The organism is Bradyrhizobium sp. SBR1B (assembly GCF_014198205.1).
Taxonomy (GTDB): Bacteria; Pseudomonadota; Alphaproteobacteria; order Rhizobiales; family Xanthobacteraceae; genus Bradyrhizobium.
In genome coordinates, this window is sequence record NZ_JACIHC010000001.1 from 553,726 (window position 1) to 568,216 (window position 14,491).

General features: G+C 65.7%; 19 protein-coding genes. 13 read left to right on the forward strand and 6 right to left on the reverse strand.

Annotated elements, in window-relative coordinates; genetic code table 11:
* The first annotated feature begins 40 nt into the window (after nucleotides 1-40).
* The 3 genes from GGD61_RS02870 (at nucleotide 41) to GGD61_RS02880 (ending at nucleotide 3,140) form a co-directional block, all read left to right on the forward strand.
* On the forward strand, nucleotides 41-358 hold the full coding sequence (locus GGD61_RS02870; RefSeq protein ID WP_018316642.1) for a helix-turn-helix transcriptional regulator: 318 nt from the start codon (nucleotides 41-43) through the stop codon (nucleotides 356-358).
* A gap of 31 nt (nucleotides 359-389) precedes the next feature.
* Entirely contained in the window at nucleotides 390-1,829 is a 1,440-nt protein-coding gene (ccoG, locus tag GGD61_RS02875) for a cytochrome c oxidase accessory protein CcoG (RefSeq protein WP_092258964.1), read from the forward strand.
* Nucleotides 1,830-1,979: 150 nt separating this feature from the next.
* Entirely contained in the window at nucleotides 1,980-3,140 is a 1,161-nt protein-coding gene (locus GGD61_RS02880) for a GNAT family N-acetyltransferase (protein ID WP_092258961.1), read from the forward strand.
* A 7-nt stretch (nucleotides 3,141-3,147) separates the two neighbouring features.
* Here GGD61_RS02880 and GGD61_RS02885 read toward each other — a convergent pair whose 3' ends face one another.
* Nucleotides 3,148-3,813 carry a DsbA family oxidoreductase gene (locus GGD61_RS02885; RefSeq protein ID WP_020508626.1) on the reverse strand — a complete coding sequence of 222 codons (666 nt, stop codon included), beginning with the start codon at nucleotides 3,811-3,813 and terminating at the stop codon, nucleotides 3,148-3,150.
* Nucleotides 3,814-3,983: 170 nt separating this feature from the next.
* Here GGD61_RS02885 and GGD61_RS02890 point away from each other — a divergent pair, with 170 nt between their 5' ends.
* Nucleotides 3,984-4,784, forward strand: coding sequence for a thioesterase family protein (locus GGD61_RS02890; RefSeq protein ID WP_092258955.1), 801 nt, complete (start codon nucleotides 3,984-3,986; stop codon nucleotides 4,782-4,784).
* Here the strand turns inward: GGD61_RS02890 and GGD61_RS02895 are convergent.
* Nucleotides 4,772-5,596, reverse strand: a complete 825-nt coding sequence (locus GGD61_RS02895; RefSeq protein ID WP_092258952.1) for a helix-turn-helix domain-containing protein — start codon at nucleotides 5,594-5,596, stop codon at nucleotides 4,772-4,774. The genes GGD61_RS02890 and GGD61_RS02895 overlap by 13 nt on opposite strands.
* Nucleotides 5,597-5,636: 40 nt before the next feature.
* Nucleotides 5,637-6,458 carry a helix-turn-helix domain-containing protein gene (locus GGD61_RS02900; protein WP_018316648.1) on the reverse strand — a complete coding sequence of 274 codons (822 nt, stop codon included), beginning with the start codon at nucleotides 6,456-6,458 and terminating at the stop codon, nucleotides 5,637-5,639.
* A gap of 101 nt (nucleotides 6,459-6,559) precedes the next feature.
* On the opposite strand from GGD61_RS02900, the gene GGD61_RS02905 reads away from it, so the two are divergent.
* Nucleotides 6,560-6,790, forward strand: a complete 231-nt coding sequence (locus GGD61_RS02905; protein WP_183230334.1) for a hypothetical protein — start codon at nucleotides 6,560-6,562, stop codon at nucleotides 6,788-6,790.
* 38 nt (nucleotides 6,791-6,828) lie between these two features.
* Entirely contained in the window at nucleotides 6,829-7,227 is a 399-nt protein-coding gene (locus GGD61_RS02910) for a hypothetical protein (protein ID WP_183230095.1), read from the forward strand.
* A 44-nt stretch (nucleotides 7,228-7,271) separates the two neighbouring features.
* Here GGD61_RS02910 and GGD61_RS02915 read toward each other — a convergent pair whose 3' ends face one another.
* Nucleotides 7,272-7,838 carry an SET domain-containing protein gene (locus GGD61_RS02915; RefSeq protein ID WP_183230097.1) on the reverse strand — a complete coding sequence of 189 codons (567 nt, stop codon included), beginning with the start codon at nucleotides 7,836-7,838 and terminating at the stop codon, nucleotides 7,272-7,274.
* Between the two features lie 163 nt (nucleotides 7,839-8,001).
* On the opposite strand from GGD61_RS02915, the gene GGD61_RS02920 reads away from it, so the two are divergent.
* Nucleotides 8,002-8,607, forward strand: coding sequence for a hypothetical protein (locus GGD61_RS02920; protein ID WP_183230335.1), 606 nt, complete (start codon nucleotides 8,002-8,004; stop codon nucleotides 8,605-8,607).
* On the opposite strand, the gene GGD61_RS02925 is transcribed toward GGD61_RS02920, so the two are convergent.
* Nucleotides 8,604-9,236 (reverse strand): DUF6321 domain-containing protein, encoded by a 633-nt coding sequence (locus GGD61_RS02925; RefSeq protein ID WP_183230099.1) that lies wholly within the window; start codon nucleotides 9,234-9,236, stop codon nucleotides 8,604-8,606. The genes GGD61_RS02920 and GGD61_RS02925 overlap by 4 nt on opposite strands.
* Nucleotides 9,237-9,284: 48 nt before the next feature.
* On the reverse strand, nucleotides 9,285-10,016 hold the full coding sequence (locus GGD61_RS02930) for a TetR/AcrR family transcriptional regulator (RefSeq protein WP_183230101.1): 732 nt from the start codon (nucleotides 10,014-10,016) through the stop codon (nucleotides 9,285-9,287).
* Nucleotides 10,017-10,122: 106 nt separating this feature from the next.
* On the opposite strand from GGD61_RS02930, the gene GGD61_RS02935 reads away from it, so the two are divergent.
* The 6 genes from GGD61_RS02935 to GGD61_RS02960 all read left to right on the forward strand — a co-directional run bounded on the left by GGD61_RS02935 (nucleotide 10,123) and on the right by GGD61_RS02960 (nucleotide 14,430).
* A complete protein-coding gene (locus GGD61_RS02935) occupies nucleotides 10,123-11,520 on the forward strand; it encodes a carotenoid oxygenase family protein (RefSeq protein WP_183230103.1) in 1,398 nt (465 codons plus the stop codon).
* 80 nt (nucleotides 11,521-11,600) lie between these two features.
* On the forward strand, nucleotides 11,601-11,873 hold the full coding sequence (locus GGD61_RS02940; protein ID WP_210310932.1) for a hypothetical protein: 273 nt from the start codon (nucleotides 11,601-11,603) through the stop codon (nucleotides 11,871-11,873).
* Nucleotides 11,874-11,949: 76 nt separating this feature from the next.
* Nucleotides 11,950-12,525, forward strand: coding sequence for a hypothetical protein (locus GGD61_RS02945; RefSeq protein ID WP_183230106.1), 576 nt, complete (start codon nucleotides 11,950-11,952; stop codon nucleotides 12,523-12,525).
* A gap of 12 nt (nucleotides 12,526-12,537) precedes the next feature.
* On the forward strand, nucleotides 12,538-13,092 hold the full coding sequence (locus tag GGD61_RS02950; RefSeq protein ID WP_018321878.1) for an inner membrane-spanning protein YciB: 555 nt from the start codon (nucleotides 12,538-12,540) through the stop codon (nucleotides 13,090-13,092).
* 106 nt (nucleotides 13,093-13,198) lie between these two features.
* Nucleotides 13,199-13,495 (forward strand): hypothetical protein, encoded by a 297-nt coding sequence (locus tag GGD61_RS02955; RefSeq protein WP_018321877.1) that lies wholly within the window; start codon nucleotides 13,199-13,201, stop codon nucleotides 13,493-13,495.
* Between the two features lie 14 nt (nucleotides 13,496-13,509).
* On the forward strand, nucleotides 13,510-14,430 hold the full coding sequence (locus GGD61_RS02960) for an SH3 domain-containing protein (protein WP_183230108.1): 921 nt from the start codon (nucleotides 13,510-13,512) through the stop codon (nucleotides 14,428-14,430).
* Nucleotides 14,431-14,491: the final 61 nt, after the last annotated feature.

The window sequence follows — 14,491 nt, forward strand, 5'->3', positions numbered from 1 at the left end:
TTGTTTCTTATTTTCGAATATACTAATATATCGGCCGACCATGAATCGCAAGCCCCGCAATCAGGAATTGATCGCTCTGGAGGAGAAGGCCGAAGAGGCCTCCCGCCTCCTCACCGCCATGGGCAATCCCAAGCGCCTGCTGGTTCTCTGCAACATGCTGGAGGGCGAAAAGTCCGTCGGCGAACTCGCTGAGATCGCGGGCCTGTCCTCGGCGGCGCTATCGCAGCATCTCGGCAAGATGCGCGCATTGAGCCTGGTCAAACCCAGACGGGACGGCCAGACGATATACTACAGCATCGCGAGCCGGGAAGTCCGCGTGGTGCTGGAGACGCTGTACCGCCTCTTCTGCGCACCCTAGGACTTCGCCGGCGCAAACGCGGGAGCGCGGCATGACCGACGACACCTTCATCGAGGGACCTCTCTACGAGAAGCGCAGGAAGGTCTATCCACAGTCGGTCCACGGGCCGTTCCGCCGCATCAAATGGGCGATCCTGTGCGTCACGCTCGGGATCTATTACCTCCTGCCGTTCGTGCGCTGGAATCGCGGCCCGGGCCTGCCCGACCAGGCCGTGCTGATCGACCTGCCGCATCGTCGCTTCTATTTCTTCTTCATCGAGCTATGGCCGCAGGAGGTCTACTACTTCACCGGTCTGCTCATCATCGCAGCGATGGCCCTGTTCCTGATGAACGCAGTCGCGGGACGGCTGTGGTGCGGCTATTTGTGTCCGCAGACGGTGTGGACCGATTTGTTCTACGCCGTGGAGCGCTGGGTCGAAGGCGACCGCCGCGAGCGCATGCAGGGCGACAAGCGATACTGGACCTTCGACCACATCCGAAAGGTCGCGCTGAAGCATTTCCTCTGGATCATGATCGCCTGGTGGACCGGCGGCGCCTGGGTGCTGTATTTCGACGACGCGCCGACGCTGGTGAAGGAGCTCGCCACCTTCCAGGCACCGTTCATCGCCTATCTCTGGATCGGTATCCTGACCGCAACGACCTATGTCTTTGCCGGCCACGCCCGCGAGCAGATGTGCATCTACATGTGCCCGTGGCCGCGCATCCAGGCGGCCCTGACCGACGAATGGGCCCTCAACGTCACCTATCGCCGCGACCGCGGCGAGCCGCGCATGTCGGTGAAGAAGGCGGAAGCCGCCCGCGCCCACGGTGATTTCGCCGGCGATTGCGTCGACTGCCACCAATGCATCAACGTCTGCCCGACCGGCGTCGACATCCGCCACGGCATCCAGCTCGGCTGCATCCAGTGCGGCCTCTGCATCGATGCCTGCGACAACGTCATGCGCGAGATCGGCCGGCCCAAAGGGCTGATCGGCTACGACACCGACATCAACATGCAGCGCCGGCGCGAAGGCAAGCCGCCGATCTATCGCATCGTTCGCGCGCGCACGCTGATCTATACCGCAGCCATTGCCATCGTCGGCACCATCATGGTCTACACCCTCGCCACGCGCGCGACCATGGACGTCAACGTGCTGCACGAGCGCAATCCTCTGTTCGTTCAGCTCTCGGACGGCGGAGTCCGCAACGATTACACCGTGCGCATCCTCAACAAGGGCGCACAGCGATCGTTTGCGATCGAGGTCTCCGGGCTGCCCGGCGCGAACATTCGGATTGCGGGCATCGAAGTCGCTCCCGGTGGCAAGCCCGTCGTCGAGGTCGGACAGGACCAGACCCGCGAGGTCAGACTGTCGGTGCAGGTCGGGCCTGCCGATCTGCCGAAGACCTCGCGCGATGTCGAGGTCACGATCACCGATACCGCCGGCGGTGGACGGGCAAGCGCCCGTGATCACTTCCTGCCCGGCGACAAGTAAGGCCTGCGTTGAGCATCCGGCCACGGATGCTCAACGAGACGTTAACATTACCGTTCGAATTGGAGCCGCGTCCCAACGGTATTTTCCAATCTTTGCGCTAAGCATGGCCACGTGACGCGGCATTTGCCCGCGTGAACGGGACGAGGGGACGTGGTCGATATCGCGCAGCAGGCAGCGATCCATCCGGCATCCGGGGATGCCATGGCGGCGCGCGTCCCGCTCGCGGCGATCGATCCTGGCCAATGGCGCGCGCTCGCGCAGCGGGCGATCGAGCCGAACGGATATTACCTGCCCGCCTGGGAGCTCGCCGTCAGCGCCACCGCGCGCGGCCGCACGAACGCCTCGGCCCTGCCCGCATTCGACGGCACGTCGACGCGGCTGATCGGGCTGATGCCGGTGATCCCGCTGTGGCACGCCCTGAAGATTCCCCTGCCCGCGCTGGTGAGCGCGCATCCCTACGGCACGCTGTGCAGCCCGCTGATCGACCGAGGCGCCCCGATCGAGGCGGCCACGCAGCTGTTGCAGCGGGCACGCGAGTGCGGCGCGCATGCGCTCGTGCTCAACGACGTTGCGCTCGAGGGCGCTGCGATGACTGCGCTCGAGCAGGTCCTGACCCGCGACGGCCTGAGGCCGCGCGTCCTTTCCTCGTACATCCGCGCCAGCCTCGATGCGACGCAGGATGCCGAGACGCTGCTGCGCGACGCACTGGGCACCAAGAAGCTCAAGGAGCTGCGCCGACAACGCCATCGCCTCGAAGAGCATGGCCCTGTTGCGTTCGACGTCGCACGCCGGCCTGACGAGATCGGCCCCGCGCTCGAAACATTCCTGCAGCTCGAAGCCAGCGGCTGGAAAGGCAAGCGCGGCACCGCGCTGGTTCAGCACGCAGGCGATGCGACCTTCATTCGCCGCGCGGTGCCGGCGCTGGCGGAGACCGCGCAGTGCGAAATCATCACGCTTCGCGCCGGGACGACACCGGTCGCCGCGGGCATCGTGCTGCGCCACCAGGACCGCGCCTTCTTCTTCAAGCTCGGCATCGACGAGCGCTTTGCAAGATATTCGCCGGGCGTGCAGCTCACAATCGAGCTCACCCGCCATCTCTGCGCCGATCCCGCCATCGCCAGCGCGGATTCCACCGCGAGCGCCGATCACCCCATGATCAACCCGATCTGGCGCGGGCGTTTTGCGGTCGGCGACGTGCTGATTCCGCTGCGGCGGCACGATCCGGTCGTGGCGCTCATTCACGCAGCGCTGGTTGGCCTCAACGCCGCGCATGAAGCTGCGCGAGGCGTGGTTCGCCGGCTCCGCAAATAAGCGAAGGCTATTCCGCTGCCTGGGCGTTGATCTCCTCCGAGACCTGGCGGATGGCGCGCGCGAGCAGGTTCGGGTCCTGCGCGCCGGAGACGGCGTATTTCTGCGCGAACACGTAGGTCGGCACGCCGGAGATTCCCTTCTCCGCCGCCTCCTGCGCATCGGCCGAGACGCGCGCGACGTCCTCGTCGGTGGCAAGGCGCCGACGCACGTCCTCGGCATCGAGGCCGACATCGGCGGCCGCCTGCACCAGCACGTTCACATCGGTGAGATCGCCGCCGTCGCGGAAATACAGCTCCATCAGGCGCTGCTTCATCTCGGGCGCCTTGCCGATCGCTTCCGCCCACAGGATGAGGCGATGGCAGTCGGTGGTGTTGGGCTGCCGCGCCACCAGCTCGGGCTTGTAGAGGAGGCCCTCCTCGCTGGCGGCCGCAACGACACGTCCGGCAATGCCCTTATAGGCCTCGACCGAGCCGAACTTCTGGGTGAGATAGGCCTCGCGGCTGATGCCCTCGCGCGGCACCCAGGGATTGAGGAAGAACGGGCGGAAATTGAGCTTGACCGGAACGTCCGGCACCAGCGCCAGCGCACTCTCGATCCGGTGCTTGCCGATATAGCACCAGGGGCACACCACGTCGGAGACGACATCGATCTGGAGCGGTTTCAGCGTGCTCATGTCAGGCGTCTCCTTCGGGCGGGTCACGGGTTCGCCGGAAGATAAGCCGAACCGGGGGCAGCGCAAGCCGCCGGTCCTGCATGGCTCACGACTTCACCTCTGCGGTTATTGTGACCGCTGCACCCCGCCCCGATACTCGCGACCACAATCAAGTCCGAGAGGAGACCGCGATGAGCGCCATTTTCAGGCCGGAAGGCCAACAGTTCCGGGCTACGGAGCATGCCGGCGGTCCGTGGTCTCCGGACATGCTGCAGGGAAGCGCCACCACTGCCCTGATGACCCGCGAGGTCGAGCGTCTCGCCACCGAATCCGGCTTTGTTGTGCGACGCCTGACCTTCGATCTGTGGCGACCGGCGGGCCTGCGCGCCTTCAGGGCCGTCAGCGAATTGCTGCGCGACGGCCGCAAGGCCAAGACCTTGCAGGTGCGGCTGATGGACGGCGAGACCGAGATCGGCCGCTGCACGGCGCTGCTGACGGCGCCGAGCGGGGAATCCCCCACCGATCCCTTTGCGAGCCCCATGGCGCTCGACAAGGCGCCCGAGGCGGGCAGCCCGCCGCCGGCCTTCGCGCAGAAATGGAGCCGCTATTTCCAGAACGTGTCGGTGCGGCTGATCGAGGGCGCGCTGGAGAAGCCGGGCCCGGCGGCGGCCTGGATGCGGCTTGACGCGGCGCTGGTCGAGGGCGAGCCGAACACACCGCTGCTCCAGGCGGTGCAGGCCGCGGATTTCGCCAGCGGGGTCGCGCAGATCGTCGACATGCGCGACTGGACCTTCATCAATCCCGAGATCAGCCTTTACTTCTTCCGTCCGCCCGAGAGCGAATGGATCCTGATCCGCGCCGCCACGCGCGTCGGCGCCAACGGCGCCGGCCTCACCACGGCGACCTTGAGCGATCTCAAGGGTCCGTTTGCCGAGGTGATGCAGGCCATGAGCTTCGAGCGGCGTGAGGCCGCGCAAGCTCAGGCGTCTTGAGCCGCAAACGCGACCAGGGTCGCCTCGGAGGCGGCATCAACAGGCATGAACATCTCGACGCGGAGCTCCTGCAGCGTCACATCCTGCGGCGTGCCTAAAGTCAGAACCGCGCCGATCAGTGAGACGCCGGCATCGCCCTTGCGCAGGCGCACCTCGCAGAGCGGCCCCGGCACGGCGTTGTCCTCGATCCCAAGCGCGGGCAGCTCCGGCAGCCGCATCAATTCGCGCCAGGTCGATTGCAAGGCTTCGTCGAGCGGCGCGGCCATTGCCTCATGGCGCGCGCGCGACAGCAGAGCCGCGGCCACGGTGGTCCAGTTCTCGACGAACGGCTTGAGCTCGTTCGGCGCCAGGAACATGCGCATGTGATTGAGCGGCCGCTGCATGCGCTCAGGTCCGAGCAGCATCGTCATCAGGCGCGATGCGGCACGGTTGGTCTGCATCACGTTCCAACGCCGGTCGGTGACGATCGCGGGAAACGGCTCGTGCCGCCGCAGCAGAAGATCGATGGCCCGGCGCGCATCGGCAAGCTCGGGCGCGGCGAGGTCGCGCTCGCCATATTGCCGGGCGAAGCCGCCGGCCTCGAGCAGCGCGTTGCGGTCGCGCAGCGACAAATCGAGAGCGGATGCGAGTTGCAGCAGAATGTCCCGGCTCGCGGCCGCCTTGCCGGTCTCGACATAGCTCAGATGCTTGATCGAAATGCCGGCCTCGAACGCCAGCTCCGCCTGACTCAACGCCCGGCGCATGCGCCAGGCGCGCAAGAGATCGCCGACGGGATTGGCCGGGCGCAATCGCCGAAACGAGCGTGTGTCCATCGACGGATTATGCGGGGACCGCTGCTGCCTGTAAACGGCGCTATGGCAGCCCGGCCGCCATCTGCTTCAGCCGTTCGGCGGTGCGCTCGTCCGCCGGGAAGAAGGTCTCCAGCGCCAGCTCCGACAGGGTGATGTCGACGGGCGTGCCGAACACCATGGTGGTGGAGAAGAAGCTCAGGATTTCACCGCCGTGACGCAGCTTGAACGGGATCGCGACGTTGTCGCTCGACAGCGGCCCCGTCCGCGCCGGGATCGGATAGCTCTTGAGGTCGTTGTAGAGCTTGATCAGCTCAGGATCGGCCGTCACCTCGCATTGGCGGTGCAGACGCTCCAAAAGATGGCCGCACCACTCCGCGAGATTGACCGTGCGCGGCGCCAGCGCCTCGGGATGAAAGGCGAGCCGCAGCACGTTGAAGGGCTGGCCGAGCAGCCGCTGCGGAATACCGTCGAGCAGCGGCGCCACCATGCGGTTGGCCGACACCAGGTTCCAGTGCCGGTCCACCGCGAGCGCGGGATTGGGCTCATGCGCCCTGAGCACGAGGTCGATCGCCTGGCGGGCTGATTTCAAGGCCGGGTCCTCCAGCGGGCGCTGCTGGAATGCCGGCGCATAGCCGGCGGCGACCAGCAGCACGTTGCGTTCGCGCAAGGGCACGTCGAGACGCTCGGCAAGCCGCAGCACCATGTCGCGCGAGGGCGCGGCGCGGCCGGTCTCGACGAAGCTTAGGTGACGCGCCGAAATTTCGGCCTCGCCCGCGAGATCGAGCTGGCTCATGCGGCGACGCTGCCGCCATTCGCGCAAATGGTCGCCGATGTGAACCGGCTGGCTGCGGTCGGCCTGTGCCGTGGATGCATGTGCGTTCATGACCAGAAACCTATCATGCGGATTTCGGCCCTTCCATTACCCACGAGGTAATCGAATTGGCCCTCGGGCCGGCGCATCTTCAGTGGCGACAGGAGATGACCATGATCGCGCTGCTGCTCTACCGGACCGTCGCAGACCACCTTGTTCCCTGGGCCACGGCCTTCGCAACGCGGATGCTGGCGCGCAGCCTCAACATGCCGGAGCCGCTGGTGCATTCGACCGGCGACTACGTGCTCGCGCAGGTTACCGCCTTCGAGCACGGCGTCGGCAGGAGCCTTTGTCCGTTCCGCCTCGCCCGCCTGCTCCGCGCCTGGTGGCGCGCATGGCACTGAGTTTCACCCCGAGCCCACCCCAACCATGGAGACCTCTGATGATCGACGCTTCCACCTTCCTGCGCCGCGCCCTGTTGGCCGACGCCGTCTTCAGCGGCGTTGCCGCCCTCGGCTTCACTTTCGGCGCGAGCGCGTTCGCTGCTCTGTTCAACCTGCCCGAAGTGCTGCTGCGCGAGACCGGCCTGTTCCTGATCGCCTACGCCGCGCTGGTCGGCTGGCTGGCATCACGGGCCTCGGTGGCGAAGGCGCTCGTGCTGCTGGTCGTGATCGGCAATGCGGCCTGGACCGTCGGCAGCATTGCGCTGCTGCTCTCCGGCGCGGTGTCGCCGAATCTTGCCGGCGCACTCATGGTCGTCGCGCAGGCGATCGCCACCGGCGTGTTCGCCGAGCTGCAATATGTGGGATTGCGGAAAAGTGCGAGCGTGGTGGCGGCTTGAGGCCCGGGCTTGGCCGCGCATCAGTCGCGGCCATCCCGCCACGCTTACGCCTTGGCGCGGCCGACCTTGCCGGCAAAGTGCTTGCCGTTCAGCTTCTTCTTTTTCACGGACGCGGTTTTCGCGCCCGCCTTCTGCGCCTTGCGCTCCGTGCGCGCCTTCACCTTGGCGCGCTCAGCCCGCGCCTCGGCGCGCAGCTTCTTGCGTTTCTTCTCGCAAGACTCGCACTTGCAACCGATCGGCTTCAGATAGGCTTTGAAATAGTCGGTGCCGTAATCGTAGTTGATCTCGTCGCCCGGCTCGATGTTCTTGATGGCGCGGATGAAGACCTTGCGCTCGCGCGGCCGGACGTCGGACTCGGCATTGGGCCGGCAGGAGTGGTTGATGTAGCGGGCGAGGTTCTTGCGCACCGAACCGTCGATGGTCCAGCGGCCATTGAGCTCGAACAGGTACTTGTTCTCGATGTCGTCCTGCTCGGGGATCCGCGAATCCAGGATCGGTCCGAAATAGCGGATGATCCGGGTGCCCTTCTTGATCGGCTTGGTGGCGAAGAGGCCGAGCCCGGTCTTGGAGCGGCCGACGCGATAGGGTTTTTGCGAGGAGATGGCTGGCATGATCAAGTAAAGGAGGACGCGAACGAGGCTGGAAGAGCCCAAGCGAAGCCGCTCTTCTAGAACGATTCCGCGCCGCTGTCAGGTCTATCGCACACCTGTTTGAACCTTGCCCACAATGAAGACGTCTGATGCTACGGAGTTCCCTGCGCTCGAAGCCCTCATGATGAACCGCATCACCTGCATCGGCCTGGCCGTCGTGATGATCTGCATCGGCCTGAACAGCGCCGCCGCCCAATCCGTGGGCAGCACATACACCTCGACCGCGCCCAAGGATTGCCGCAAGATCGGCAAGCCCAGCGAGCTCGACGGCAGCACGACGCGCATCTGTCCGGGCAAGGACGGCCTCCTGGTGCTGATTGCCGAGGACGATCTTCGCGAAATCGTCTCGGTCGGCCGCAATCGCAGGGCTGCGGCTGAGGAACCGGCAGCCAAGGTCTGGTTCGCCCCGTTCAATTCGTCGGAGACCACGATCGAATGGCGTACCGTGGGCGCAAAGCCGTTCGCGATCATCCAGCGCTGGCACATCGCCGATAACGCCGATCCCGACAAGCAGGGCCGGCCCAACACCAAGGCCATGCTGGTCGTGACCCGGCTGCCGCCGGGCCCGGTCTGTCACGTCGCCTATGTCGATGCGATCGCCAATCCCACCGCCAACGAGCTTGCGCGCAAGGCTGCGGACGATTTCGCCCGCGGCTTTGCCTGCGGCAAGGACGAGGTGAAGATCATCGGCACGCGCGGCCGCGCCGTCGAGCTGGCGACGATGCGCTAGCCTCTCGCCTTGGCATGCCGATAGCGCGCCAGCAGCCGCTCTCCCTTCGCCGCGATGCGCCGTGCCGCCGCCACCGTCTTCGGAACCGGCTCGCCCCAGGCATGCGCTGACAGCGCGTGCCTGGTCGGCTGCCCCTTGGCATCGACCAGCGGCGGCAGTTTCGTGCGACCATAGAAGCGCACGGCCCAGCTCCCTTTCCGCCGCATCTCCTGTGGCGTCATCTCCGACTCTCTCTTCGTGACGCCGGGCCGCAAATGGGCGCCCTGCTTGCGCGCAAACGCCTTGCGGCCCGTCGCGGTCAGGCCGCCACGCGGATCTTTTTCGCGGCTGGATACGCTGCGCTTCCGGGACTTGGCCTTCTTCGCTGTGCGCTTGCGCGTCTTCTTCGCCGAAGCCTTCGACTTTGCTTTTGACGCTTTGGACTTTGAGCTCTTCTTCGCGGTCTTCTTCTTTGAAGTCTTCTTCGCTGCCATGCGCATGTTGTCCACGAGGTTTGGATAGCGGCGGCCGGCGCGGCGGGCGCGCGCCTTCGCCGCCGATTTCTGCGCGGGACTGAGATGCTTGGAGGCCTTGCCTGCCCGCTTGCGGGGATTCGAGCGTTTCCAGGGCGCGCGCGGTGTTCTTGCCATGCGGCGTCAACGCCTGACCACGGCAAGGGTTGCGTTTCGCGGTGGCGATCAGGTGCCGGGCGGCTTCGCCGCGATGGGCGCCGTCAGCATCGCCTCCAGCAGGCGTTCGGCCGTCGTCCCCTCGGGCAGCCGCCCGAGGATGTCCTCGAGCCGTCCATCGAGCAGCAGCATGGTGAAACCGTGCACCATCGACCAGGCGCGCGCGATCGCGGCGCCCTGGTTCAGCGTCAGCGCGTCTTCGCTGATCTGCTCCTGCCGCATCATGCCGATGGCGTTGGCAAGGCCCGCGAAGGAGGCTTCGGCGGCCTCGTGCAGCGAGGGTCTCGAATAATCCAGCCGCTCGGTGCGGAACATGATGCCGTACATGCCGGGATGGGCCTGCGCATAGGCGACATAGGCCTTCGGCCGCGCCAGCGCGCGCGCGAGCGGCGTGGTGGCGGCGTCGGACGACGAGGCCATCGCGGCGTTGAACTGGCGGAAGCCCACGGCCGCGAGTTCGCTGAGCAGGCCGGTGAGATCGCCGAAATGATGGGTCGGCGCGGCATGCGAGACGCCCGCCTCGCGCGCCACCGCGCGCAATGTGAGACCGGCGAGCCCGTCGCGTTCCAGCACCCGTTCGGCGGCCTTGAGCAGCGCCTCGCGCAGGGCGCCGTGATGGTACGGCGACTCGGTCTTCGCGCTCGCCGCGCCGCGCCTTGGGCGCGATGCCGCAGTCGACGTTGTCTTGCTGGGGGCACGCGCGCTTCGCGCCGTTTCGCTCTTGGTATCGGTCTTGGCCATTTGCAAGCTATATGACGCAATATTGACAGTGTAAAGATTTTGCTTGACCGATGCGAGGATCGGCGTTATTTCATCTTTACGATGTAAAGATAGGAAGGGATACGCCGTGCAGCACGACGCCGTCGCCGAGCGCCGCAACAATATCGCGCCGATCCCGTTCGAAGCAAACGCGCCATTCCTGAAGATCATTGGCGAATTGCCGCGCGAGCTGAACGGCGTACTCTATCGCAACGGCCCCAATCCGCAGTTCGATTCCCCCGGCGCGCATTGGTTCGTCGGCGACGGCATGCTGCACGCCTTCCATCTCGAGAACGGCCGCGCCAGCTATCGCAACCGCTGGGTCCGCACGCCGAAATGGCTCGCCGAGCACGATGCCGGCCGCGCTTTGTTCGGCGGCTTCGGCCGCAAGCTGCCGGACGCGCCGGCTGATCTCACCGATGGCGGCGTCGCCAACACCAACATCATCTTCCATGCCGGCAAGCTGCTGGCGCTGGAAGAAGCGCATCTGCCGACCGAGATCGAGCCGGGCACGCTGGCGACGCGCGGCTATCACAACTACCAGGGCCGCGTCGCCGGCAGCTTCACGGCGCACCCGAAGATCGATCCTGTGACCGGCGAGCTCGTGTTCTTCGGCTACAACGCGGCGGGGCCGCTGACGCCTGCCCTCTCCTACGGCTCGATCGATGCCGCCGGCAAGGCGACGCGCTTCGAGCGGTTCGAGGCGCCCTATGCCAGCATGGTCCACGACTTCATCGTCACCGCGAACCATGTGCTGTTTCCGATCCTGCCGATCACCGGCAGCATGGAGCGCGCGATGCGCGGGCAGCCGCCCTATGCCTGGGAGCCGGACAAGGGCGCCTATGTCGGCGTGATGAAGCGGAGCGGCACGGCAAAGGACATCGTCTGGTTTCGCGGTGAAGCCTGCTATGTCTTCCACATCATGAACGCGTGGGAGGATGATAACCGCATCATCGCCGACGTCATGCAGTTCGAGGAAGCCCCGCTGTTTCCGCATCCCGACGGCCGGCCGACCGATCCGGAGAAATCGCGCGCCCGGCACTGCCGCTGGACCTTCGATCTCTCGGGGAATACCGATCGCTTCCAGCAGACATACCTGGACGATCTCACCGGCGAATTCCCGCGCATCGACGACTGCCACGCCGGGTTGAAAAATCGCCACGGCTGGTACGCCTGCGCCAATCCGCGCCAGCCGATGTTCGGCGCGCTCTCCGGCGTCGTCCATGTCGACGGCAACGGAAGGCGTCTCGGCCATTATCTGCTGCCCGCCGGCGACACCATCTCCGAACCTGTGTTCGTCGAGCGATCGAAGGATGCGGCTGAGGGCGATGGCTGGCTGCTGGCGGTGGTCTGGCGGGCGCGGGAAAACCGCAGCGACCTCGCCGTGTTCAACGCCACCGATGTCGAAGCGGGTCCCGTCGCGCTGGTGCAGCTCGGCCACCGCGTGCCCGACGGCTTTCACGGCAATTGGGTGGGAGCGCAGTAACTCCCGTCCTTCTGGGGCGCGCCACTTGGCGCGCGCCGGAGCCACAGCACGGACGCGTCACCAAAGAGGCCCGTATCCAGATGCCCTCAATCACCGCAGGCTTCCTCGCCATCCTCGCCCTTGTCTGCGTCGCGCTCACATTCGAAGTGATCCATCTGCGGCGGAGCGGCCAAGTCATCTTCAACGGCGTCATCTTCAACGGCGGCATCCTGCTCGCCCTCGGCCTCGCGATCGCCTGCGCGCTCCCCATTCTGTCGCGCCTGCCCTGGGCGGAATTGGCCGACGAGGCGTCCGACCAGGCCGTTGCAGCCCTTCATCTTTTGGAGGTTGCCTACGTTATTTTGACACTGTAAAGATTCCCCTTGACCCGACCTCGCCTCTGAATTATTGATCTTTACATCGTAAAGATCGACCTGACCGAGATAGGCAATGGCGATTTTCCTGATCCTTGCGCCCTACGGCGCTTACAGCCTCCTGATGCTGGTGACGTCGGCCGCGATGAGCGTGTTCGTGGCCTCCGCGATCTGCCTCGGCACCGTCGCAATCGATGTGGCGCGCGGGCGCTCGGTGAAGACCCTGGCCGCAGGCTCGGCGATCGTGTTCGCCGCAATCGGCCTCTACCTCGTGCTGCTCGACCCGCAGCTCGGAACGCTCGGCGTCAAGCTGTCGGTCGATATCGGCATCTTCGTCATCTCGCTCGGCTCGCTGCTGGTCCGCCGTCCCTTCACGTTGCAATATGCGCTTGAAGCAGTGCCGGCCGAGACCGCGGCGATGCCCGGCTTTCTCTATGCCAATTACGTCATCACCGGCGCCTGGACCGTGGCCGCGCTGTTGATGGCGGCTGGCAATCTCGTGCTGCTCTACGTCCCCGGCCTGCCGCTCTGGTCGAGCCTTGCAGTCGCCTTCGCCGCCCGCAACAGCGCCATCTACTTCACAAAATGGTATCCCGAGTATCGCCAGATCAAGTACGGTACGCCTGCCCGCGCATTGCACAACGCCCACTGAACAGGATTGACGATGAAGGACGTATTCGCCCGCCTCGGCTCCGATCTCTTCTCCGCCATCCTCTTCCTCGTCATTTATCTTGTCACCGACAACGTCATCCTGGCGACGTCGGTGGCGATCGCCGGCGCGATCGCGCAGGTGATCCACGCCCGCATCAAGGGCCAGCAACTCAACTACATGACGTATGCGAGCCTCGCGCTCGTCGTCGGACTGGGCGGGATCACACTGCTGACCAATGATCCCCGCTTCATGATGGCAAAGCCTTCGATTGCGCATTTCGCCATCGGCGCGATCATGCTGAAGCGCGGCTGGATGCTGCGCTACATGCCGCCGATCGTCGTCGAGACCGTTCCGGAATATGTGACGGCTGCAGGCTATGCCTGGGCGCTGCTGATGTTCGTCATCGGCGTCGGTATGATCGTGGTCGCTTCCACGGGCGATCTGAAGCTGTGGGCCTTCTATCTCACGGTGGTGGCCGGCGGTGCCAAGATCCTCGCCTTTGCCGTGCAGTATGTCGTTCTAAGGCTCATCGTCACCAGCCGCCGGCGCGCTGCAGCCCGCGCTTAAATGCCCTATCGCAGGGTTAGGCAGGAGCTGCGAGTTGGGTTATAGGCTCGCTTAAGGACTGGCCGCGGATCGTCGCGGTCCGCCGGGATTTGTTCGGGAGACGGGAATGGCCGTAGACGGCAACTGGAATCTGACCATGACGACGCCGATGGGCGAGCGCCAGACCACGCTGAGCCTGAAGGCCGCCGGCGGCACGCTCACCGGCACGCAGCAGGCGGAAGGTAATACCACCGAAATTTTCGACGGCACCGTCTCCGGCGACAACGTCTCCTGGAAGGTCTCGATCGACAAACCGATGCCGCTCACGCTCGAATTCACCGGGACCGTCTCCGGCGACAGCATCAACGGCGAGATGGGCATCGGCCCGATGGGCAGCTTCCCGTTCACCGGCGCCCGCGCCTAAGGCCGCGCAACATCATGCGCGTGCTTCGTCTCATCGCGGCGACGATGCTGTGCGTCGCGACACAAGCGGCGCGCGCGGATGACACCGAACCGGCGTGGCGCGCAAGCGCGCTCGCCCTGCTCCCGGCAGGCTATGTCGCCGGCGCCGCTTATCGAACCGATGGCTCGATGGGATATCTCGCGGTCTATCCGGCGACGTCGAACGATCCGAAAACACCGGCAAGTGTGTTCGCTGCGCGCCAGGCCCTCGTGGTCACGCTGACGCCGGATGCAACACGCGCCGTTTCAGCCGAGTTGAAGCCGCGCGCGGAGCCCGATCCCGACAATGACGAGACCGATTTCGCAAAGCTGCACGCCGATCTCGCCGCCGGACGTGCAAAGCTGCCCGATGGCACCGAGCCCTGCAGTCTCGGCGCCTGGTCCATCGACAAGGACCCTGCTGGCCTCAACGTGCGCGCCGAGCCGTCAGCGACGGCGCGCGTGCTCGGCACGCTGCCGCCGCCCTACCGCTTGAAGTTAGGCGGCGCCGAGAACACGCCCGACGGCGGCTGGCTCACCGAATTCCGCATCATCGGCTTCAAGAACGGCTGGTTTCTGATCGAAGGCGCCAAGCCGCCGGGCAAGGACTACGAGGACGAGAAGAGATATCCGCGGAGCGCGCCCAAACCCTATGCCGGGCGCGGCTGGGTCGCCTCCAACAAGGTCGGCGCGAGCTACGCCAACGGCTATACGCGCGCGGGCGGGCTGTTCCAGGCTCCCTTCGTCGATGCCAAATGGATGCCGGCCCAGCGCGAGCTCGGTGGCCCGATCGATGGTGACGGCGGCCCGAAGCGCCGCTTCGCCTGCAGCGGCTTCTGGGGTCTGGTCGAGAGCCATGACGGCGTCCGCGGCTGGTGGCGCGCGCTGTGCTCCAATCAGGTAACGAACTGCAGCTGAGTATTCTCCCTCGCCACGCAAGCGGCAGAGCAATGGCGCTTTGCGAGTCCCGAGAGCGCGC

Coding starts and splice junctions, on each gene's coding strand:
- GGD61_RS02905 (WP_183230334.1), top strand. CDS start 6,560: ATGATCGCGCTGCTGCTCTACCGGACCGTCGCAGACCACCTTGTTCCC.
- GGD61_RS02890 (WP_092258955.1), top strand. CDS start 3,984: ATGAGCGCCATTTTCAGGCCGGAAGGCCAACAGTTCCGGGCTACGGAG.
- GGD61_RS02895 (WP_092258952.1), bottom strand. CDS start 5,596: ATGGACACACGCTCGTTTCGGCGATTGCGCCCGGCCAATCCCGTCGGC.
- GGD61_RS02900 (WP_018316648.1), bottom strand. CDS start 6,458: ATGAACGCACATGCATCCACGGCACAGGCCGACCGCAGCCAGCCGGTT.
- GGD61_RS02950 (WP_018321878.1), top strand. CDS start 12,538: ATGAAGGACGTATTCGCCCGCCTCGGCTCCGATCTCTTCTCCGCCATC.
- GGD61_RS02915 (WP_183230097.1), bottom strand. CDS start 7,838: ATGCCAGCCATCTCCTCGCAAAAACCCTATCGCGTCGGCCGCTCCAAG.
- GGD61_RS02870 (WP_018316642.1), top strand. CDS start 41: ATGAATCGCAAGCCCCGCAATCAGGAATTGATCGCTCTGGAGGAGAAG.
- ccoG (WP_092258964.1), top strand. CDS start 390: ATGACCGACGACACCTTCATCGAGGGACCTCTCTACGAGAAGCGCAGG.
- GGD61_RS02940 (WP_210310932.1), top strand. CDS start 11,601: ATGCCCTCAATCACCGCAGGCTTCCTCGCCATCCTCGCCCTTGTCTGC.
- GGD61_RS02885 (WP_020508626.1), bottom strand. CDS start 3,813: ATGAGCACGCTGAAACCGCTCCAGATCGATGTCGTCTCCGACGTGGTG.
- GGD61_RS02960 (WP_183230108.1), top strand. CDS start 13,510: ATGCGCGTGCTTCGTCTCATCGCGGCGACGATGCTGTGCGTCGCGACA.
- GGD61_RS02920 (WP_183230335.1), top strand. CDS start 8,002: ATGAACCGCATCACCTGCATCGGCCTGGCCGTCGTGATGATCTGCATC.
- GGD61_RS02930 (WP_183230101.1), bottom strand. CDS start 10,016: ATGGCCAAGACCGATACCAAGAGCGAAACGGCGCGAAGCGCGCGTGCC.
- GGD61_RS02945 (WP_183230106.1), top strand. CDS start 11,950: ATGGCGATTTTCCTGATCCTTGCGCCCTACGGCGCTTACAGCCTCCTG.
- GGD61_RS02925 (WP_183230099.1), bottom strand. CDS start 9,236: ATGGCAAGAACACCGCGCGCGCCCTGGAAACGCTCGAATCCCCGCAAG.
- GGD61_RS02910 (WP_183230095.1), top strand. CDS start 6,829: ATGATCGACGCTTCCACCTTCCTGCGCCGCGCCCTGTTGGCCGACGCC.
- GGD61_RS02955 (WP_018321877.1), top strand. CDS start 13,199: ATGGCCGTAGACGGCAACTGGAATCTGACCATGACGACGCCGATGGGC.